Annotated in this window: 5 protein-coding genes; 4 read left to right on the top strand and 1 reads right to left on the bottom strand. The window is 30.5% G+C overall.

The window, feature by feature from the left end:
* Positions 1 to 41: 41 nt before the first annotated feature.
* Positions 42 to 1,967 carry a T9SS type A sorting domain-containing protein gene (locus tag Q0352_RS11725; RefSeq protein ID WP_299527712.1) on the bottom strand — a complete coding sequence of 642 codons (1,926 nt, stop codon included), beginning with the start codon at positions 1,965 to 1,967 and terminating at the stop codon, positions 42 to 44.
* Between the two features lie 128 nt (positions 1,968 to 2,095).
* Between Q0352_RS11725 and polA the strand changes: the two genes are divergently transcribed.
* From polA to rpsI, 4 genes are all read left to right on the top strand, one after another.
* Positions 2,096 to 4,927: a DNA polymerase I gene (gene polA / locus Q0352_RS11730; protein WP_299527714.1), complete on the top strand. Its 2,832-nt coding sequence runs from the start codon at positions 2,096 to 2,098 to the stop codon at positions 4,925 to 4,927.
* A gap of 12 nt (positions 4,928 to 4,939) precedes the next feature.
* Positions 4,940 to 6,904: an LTA synthase family protein gene (locus Q0352_RS11735; RefSeq protein ID WP_299527716.1), complete on the top strand. Its 1,965-nt coding sequence runs from the start codon at positions 4,940 to 4,942 to the stop codon at positions 6,902 to 6,904.
* Between the two features lie 173 nt (positions 6,905 to 7,077).
* The gene (gene rplM / locus Q0352_RS11740) at positions 7,078 to 7,533 is read left to right on the top strand and encodes a 50S ribosomal protein L13 (RefSeq protein WP_299527718.1); all 456 of its coding nucleotides are present in this window, start codon (positions 7,078 to 7,080) and stop codon (positions 7,531 to 7,533) included.
* Positions 7,533 to 7,690, top strand: a 158-nt coding sequence (gene rpsI, locus Q0352_RS11745; RefSeq protein WP_299527721.1) for a 30S ribosomal protein S9, incomplete at its 3' end; no start/stop codon positions are given. The genes rplM and rpsI, both read left to right, overlap by 1 nt.

The raw sequence follows: 7,690 nt of genomic DNA on the forward strand, positions 1-7,690 counted from the left end.
AATAGATATTTAGGATTTGTTGTTTTCATTTTTAAGCGTTTTTAATTTACAATTTTATAAGTCTTTTTTCCTTCTTCAGACTCTATTAATACTAAATACATTCCTTTTTTAAATTGAAAAGGAATTGAAATTTGTGATTCACTCAATAAATTTGCGGTTACTTTTACCAATTGCTGCCCTAACATATTAAAAATAAGTACGTTATTTAATTTTAATTCACTTGGTTTGTTAATGATAATACTGTTGTTTTTATTGTAATAAACATTTATAGTTTTTTCTAAAACTACATCGTCTACAACTAACATTTCTTCTTTAGGTTTAAAAACAAGCTTAAACCTGTCTAAATATTCACCTGTAGGCAAATTTGGAATAAAATTAGCTGTACTTAAATTATATATTGTATCTAAAACAACATCTTTAAGATATACGTTTTTATCAAAATTTTCAACAGCATCTAACATAATAGTATGCACACCTTCTTCTTCAATTATTAAACCCAAAGGAAATTCAACCGCATCTTCAAAAGCACCAACACCTTGTATTACGTATTTTTTAGTTAAATCGTTTTCAATAATATAAAAAAGTTCATCTTCTCTTGGCCCAGACATAATAGCATCATATCCTCTATTGTATTTCATATCGGCTGGTGAGTTTGGTAAAAACCCCAAAGCCAATTGCCTATGAAAACCTTCTGGATCTTCGTATCCTATTCTAATAAAACTATTTACTTCTTTAGTTATTTTTGAACTGGAATTTTTATAAAAAACCGAGGCGCCTGAGCCTTCAGTTATAAAAGTTCTTTGCGCATTGTTAAAAACAATTGAAGTTCCAGCTCCAGTAGCCTCAACAATAAAACTCTGACCAACTGCAATATGTCTTTCTGGTATAGTACCTGAAGCACCTCCTAAACCATCAATAGATGAAATTACTGACGGGGCAACTCCCGTTGTTAAATTTCTAATTGCATAACCTCCCAAATAATCTGCTGTATAATGTGAAGGTGAACCTCCATCTACCCAAAATTCTATTTGATCAAAAACACCTAAGTTATCTGTAATAAATTGCCAAGAATCTAGCGCTGATGGATATGGATTCCCAATTAATAAACTCTGCGCTGAAGCGATGGTAAATGAATAATTTCCATTGTTAGGTGTGCCTTTAAAAACAAAATTTTGATTCGCAGCTCCTGTCCCTTTCATGATATATCCTTCGCCAGGCGCTAAACCAGTACTTTGATTAATTGAATTCCAACCTGATGCAGCAGGGTTTGTATACAACCATTGCGTACTTATTGTTAAAGGCGTTGTAACATTTCCTCCAACAACTGTAGCCGGAACACCATTATAGGGAGAGCCAGAATTAAATAGTACTTGCTGTGGGGTAAAAGAATTTATGATGGCATCTGTACCATCAAACAAACCACCATTTAAAGAAAAAGTTCCAGAATTATTTACAGGTGATGACCAAAAATTATAGGCCGTTGTTGTTGAAACACCTTGTTGATCTCTTAATAATTTTCCTGATCCTGAATTGGGAATATTATTTACTTGTATCAACTGCGCTTCGCCTACTAAACGTAAATCTCCAGCAGTTAAAGAAACTGCATTCTCAACAAATAAACCAAAACTGTCAGTTATTGAAACTCCCATTAAAGTATTGTCAACTTCTAAATTGTAAAAATTAGCAGTATTTGCAGTTCCAGAGATAGTTTGAATAGCATTTACCGAACTTTTAAAAGAAGTGGTTCCAGATACTGAAGTTGTAATTCCGTTATTTATAAAATTATTGTTTAAATATAAATCGCCATCATTGTTATGGGTTGCCGCCGATTTATTTGTATATTCATCGCCGAAATAAACTGTTGTAGATGGTTCAATTTGCAAAGTACCTTCATTAACTATTTGTGAAAAAATAGCAATGTTGAAAATTAAATAGAAACATAAAAAAGTAAGATATTTTTGTTTCATGATTGAATATTTTGCAGTTACACAGTACAAATATACACTAAAACAGTAACATAAATACTATAAACGGTATGTTTTTTTAAACAAATGGTAAATATTAACACTTAATAGTCAATTTATTACAAAATACGATGCAAAAAAAACGACTTTTCCTTTTAGATGCTTATGCTTTAATTTTTCGCGGATATTATGCACTTATTAAAAATCCAAGAATAAATTCGAAAGGGATGGATACTTCTGCCATTTTAGGATTTACCAATTCTTTATTAGATGTAATAAAACGTGAAAATCCTGATCATTTAGCTGTTGCTTTTGACAATGGAGGTTCACATGCACGTACTGAAGCTTTTCCTGAGTACAAAAAAAACCGTTCTGAAACTCCCGAAGCGATTAGAATTGCTGTTCCATACATTCATAAAATATTGGAAGCTATGCATATTCCAATTATTGAAAAAGAAGGTTTTGAAGCTGATGATTTGATTGGAACACTCTCAAAACAAGCTGAAAAAGAGGGGTTTCAAACTTTTATGGTCACTCCTGATAAAGATTTTGCGCAACTGGTTTCAGAGAATATTTTCATGTACAAACCTTCTAGAATGGGAAATGGCATTGAAATTTGGGGAATTCCTGAAGTACAAAAAAGATTTGAAATTGAACGCCCTGAACAAGTAATTGATTATTTAGGAATGATGGGTGATGCGGTAGATAATATTCCTGGATTACCTGGAGTAGGTGATAAAACTGCCAAGAAGTTTTTGAAAGAATACGGAAGTATGGAAAATTTATTGGCAAATACACATGAACTTAAAGGCAAAATGAAAGAGAAAATTGAGGCAAACAAAGACCTTGGCATACTTTCTAAGCAGCTGGCTACAATCATGTTAGATTGCCCAGTTAAATTTAACGAAAAAGATTATGAGTTAAATCATCCAGACCTTGAAAAAACAAATGAAATTTTTAAAGAATTAGAATTCAGAAGAATCGCTGAAAGTTTGCCTAAAATATTTAAATCACATCCCGAAATTAACCCAACAACCCAAATTGAAGAAGTTCTTCCTTCTCCCAAAACACCAACTTCTGCAACACAACAATTCGATTTGTTTTCAACACCCACTGAAAACTCTTCAGAGGAAGTTAGTGATACAGGTTATAAAACTTCTCAAAATAGCAATCATTTTTATCAATTTATAGATTCACCATTAGCCAGAAAATTATTTATTCGTAAGTTATTAGAACAAAAATCAGTCAGTTTTCATATTGAAACTATAGGAAACAATGCAATTGAAGCTGATGTAGTAGGACTTTCATTTTCTTATGAAAATGGTAAAGGATATTTTATATTACTTTCTGAGGATACCAATAAAACACAAGAAATAATAGAAGAATTTCGTCCGTTTTTTGAAAATGAAAACATTGAAAAAGTTGGTCATGATATTAAACACACCATTAAAATATTAAATAATTATTCCATCGCAGTAAAAGGAAATTTATTTGACACTATGTTAGCGCATTATTTAACAAATCCAGATATGCGCCACGATTTAAATGTACTTTCTGAAACGTATCTAAATTATCAGCCAAAAGGTTTAGAATCATTAATTGGAAAAAAAGGGAAAAACCAACTTTTATTGCGTGAAATTGAGCTCAAAAAAATAGCTGATTACACTGTTGAAATTGCAGATTTAACGTTTCAATTAAAAGATATTTTTGAAAAAGATTTAGAAAAAAACAACCTCACTAAATTATATACTGAAATTGAAATTCCATTACTTCGTGTTTTGGCTTCCATGGAGTTGGAAGGTATTAAATTGGATGCTGAGTTTTTAAATTCATTATCAGAAAATTTAGTTGAAGATATTCAAAAATTAGAAAAAAGCATTTATGCACAAGCTGATATTGAATTTAATTTAGCATCACCAAAACAATTAGGAGATGTTTTATTTGAACATTTAAAACTAGTTGCAAAACCTAAAAAAACAAAAACTGGACAATATGCCACTGGTGAAGAAATTTTATCAAAATTAGCTTCAGAACATCTAATTGTGAGAGAAATATTAGAATGGAGAAGCTTAGTGAAATTAAAAAACACGTATGTTGATGCTTTACCAAATGAAATAAATGAAAAAACAGGGCGAATTCACACAACATACAGTCAAGCAGTTGCTGCAACTGGAAGATTGAGTTCTAACAATCCTAACCTTCAAAACATTCCTATTAGAACAGAACGCGGAAGGCAAGTTAGAAAAGCATTTGTACCTAGAGATGAAAATTACAGCTTAGTTGCTGCCGATTATTCTCAAATTGAACTTCGTATTATTGCTGCTTTAAGTGACGATGATAGTATGATAGCATCGTTTAAAAGAGGTGAAGATATTCACGCGGCAACAGCTGCAAAAGTATTTAATGTTCCTTTAAATGAAGTGACTAGAGAACAACGTGGAGACGCTAAAGCAGTTAATTTTGGTATTATTTATGGACAGGGAGCTTTTACATTGTCTCAACAATTAAATAAATCTAGAACTGAAGCAAAGGAATTAATAGACAATTATTACAATTCATTTCCTAAACTAAAACAATACATTGCTAATCAAGTTGATTTGGCTCGTGATAATGGTTATGTTGAAACAATTTTAGGTCGTAGAAGGTATTTAAAAAATATCAATTCACACAATGCTATTGTTCGTGCAGGTGATGAAAGAAATGCTGTAAATGCACCTATACAAGGAAGTGCCGCCGATATTATTAAAATAGCAATGATAAAAATTGATGCATTATTAAAAAAAGGCAATTACAAATCAAAAATGTTACTACAAGTTCATGATGAATTGGTTTTTGATATGCACAATGATGAAAAGGACATTCTAAAAACACTCATTATTAAAGAAATGGAACATGCTTTTGAATTTTCAGTACCTTTGACCGTTGATTTAGGCGAGGGACAAAACTGGCTAGAAGCACATTAAAATATTTAGTTGATGTTAAAAATATTATTCCCCAAACGATTTTCTTTAGTAAAAACTTTTGCTGCTACATTTTTAGCGTTTGCTTTTATTATTAGACTTACACTTTATTTTTGGTCTTTTAGTGAAATTGATTTTTCTTTCTTAAATTTTATCGAAATTTTTGGAATGGGGTTTTTATTTGATCTTGGTTGTCTTTCATATATATTAGCATTTTATTCCATTTATTTACTACTGCTCCCAACTAAATTTTATGGAAGTAAAGTTGATAAAATTCTTACACATATCACATATGCCTTGGTGCTGTTTGTTATGATGTTTTCATTTTTAGCTGAACTTACTTTTTGGGAAGAATATCAAAAACGATTTAACTTTATAGCTGTAGATTATTTATTATATACCTACGAAGTAGTTCAAAACATACACCAATCCTATCCACTACCTCTTATTGTTGGAGTTTTAATTATTGTTACTTATTTCTCCATAAAAATAGCCAAACGCAAAAATGCATTTAACGCTACTTTTAACAATACGAATTCATTTTTAACAAAACTGGTTCCTGCACTCTTTTGGATAATCGTATTAAGTAGTTTTCATTTAAACGTAAAAAACAGTCAAGCAGAAAAATTTTCAAATCAATATGAAAACGAAATAACAAAATCTGGTATCTATTCTTTTTTTGCTGCCTACAACAATAATGAGTTAAATTATAATGAGTTTTACCATACACAGCCGTTAGACAACGTTTATAAAAGTATTAGAAAATTAGTATTAGCTGAAAATGATAGTTTAACAGGCAATCAAAACAGCATTAAAAGAACTATTGTTAATGAAGGTAAAGAACAATTACCAAATGTTATTTTTATAGGTTTAGAAAGTGTAAGCGCTGAATTTATGGAACGATTTGGAAATGAAAAAAAATTAGTTCCTACGATAGATTCTTTAGCTAAAGAATCTGTTTTTTTTACTAATTTACAAGCAACTGGCACAAGAACTATTAGAGGAATGGAAGCGATTGCACTTTGCATTCCGCCAACACCTGGCAGAAGCATTGTAAAACGAAAAAATAACAACAATCTTTTTACTATTGGTGAAGTTTTTAAACAAAAAGGATATTCTCGTACCTTCTTTTATGGAGGAGATGGTCATTTTGATAATATGAATATTTTCTTTGCAAACAATGGTTTTGATATTGTAGATAGAAAAAAGAAACATCGTTTTAATGAAATATTTCCAACCAAAAGAACCCAAATTACCGATAACGAAGTTACTTTTGAAAACGCTTGGGGTGTTTGTGATGGCGATTTATATACTAAAGTTTTAAAAGAGGCGGATAGTCAGCACAACCAAAAACAACCTTTTTTTAATTTTATAATGACAAGTAGTAATCACAAGCCATATTCATATCCTGATGGTGTTGTAGATATTCCTTCTGGGAAAAATAGAAATGGGGCTTTAAATTATACTGATAAAGCTTTTCAACAATTTTTGAATGAAGCAAAAAATAAACCTTGGTTTAAAAACACCGTATTTGTAGTTGTGTCAGACCATTGTGCTTATAGCGCAGGAAGATCAGAAATTAATGTACAAAGTTACCATGTTCCAGCTTTTATTTACAATCTTCAAAATACAAATCCTATAGAAGTAAATAAACTAAGCTCTCAAATTGATATATTTCCTACACTTTTCGGGTATTTAAATTGGACTTATGAATCTAATTTTTTTGGAAAAGACATCACTAAAATGAAACCAAAAGACGAAAGAGCTTTAATTGCAAATCATAGAAAATTAGGACTTTTAAAAGGTGATGATCTTTTAATTTTAGATAGCCATAATAATCATAAATTTTATAATTGGAATAGTAAAAATAACGAATTAACCGTTAAAAAAACTGATTCATTGTTTCTAAATGAAACCATCTCCTACTACCAAACTGCATTTGATTTATTTAAAAATGAAGGGTTAAAAATTAAACATTAATTAATAGCAATATTTCATCCCTTTTTATAACGTTTTTTCCACTAAATTAATTTGTGAAATTTCTTAAGAAATACACCTAACTTACAGTTTGTTATATAAATATTTAATTGTACATTTGCACTCCCTTTTTAGGGACAAAAAATAAATGTTTAACTATAACAAAGAATTTAATTGTGAATACATTAAGTTACAAAACAGTGTCAGCTAACAAAAATACCGTTACTAAAGAGTGGGTATTAGTTGATGCAGACGGCCAAACGTTGGGTCGTCTAGCTTCTAAAATAGCGATGCTAATTAGAGGTAAATACAAACCAAATTACACTCCTCACGTAGATTGTGGAGACAATGTAGTGGTTATCAACGCAGAGAAAATTACATTATCTGGAAAAAAATGGAGTGACAAATCTTACATTCGTCACACAGGTTACCCAGGTGGACAAAGATCATTAACTGCAACAGAAATGTTCGAAAAAGACCCAACACGTCTTGTTGAAAAAGCAGTAAAAGGGATGTTACCTAAAAACAAATTAGGTAGTGCTTTGTACAGAAATTTGTATGTGTACGCAGGTACAGAACATCAACAAACTGCACAAACACCTAAAGTTATTAACCTTAACGATCTTAAATAATGGATACAATACATAAAATAGGTAGAAGAAAAACGGCTGTTGCTCGTATTTATCTTTCTGAAGGAAAAGGAAACATTGTAGTTAATAAGAAAGATTATAAAAACTATTTCACTACTTCTCATTTACAATATAAAATAATGCAAGCTTTAAATTTAAC

The organism is uncultured Lutibacter sp., assembly GCF_937891065.1.
GTDB lineage: Bacteria > Bacteroidota > Bacteroidia > Flavobacteriales > Flavobacteriaceae > Lutibacter.

Excerpts from the sequence above, each read along its gene's own strand:
- Q0352_RS11725 (WP_299527712.1), bottom strand. The coding sequence starts at position 1,967 with ATGAAACAAAAATATCTTACTTTTTTATGTTTCTATTTAATTTTCAAC.
- Q0352_RS11735 (WP_299527716.1), top strand. The coding sequence starts at position 4,940 with ATGTTAAAAATATTATTCCCCAAACGATTTTCTTTAGTAAAAACTTTT.
- polA (WP_299527714.1), top strand. The coding sequence starts at position 2,096 with ATGCAAAAAAAACGACTTTTCCTTTTAGATGCTTATGCTTTAATTTTT.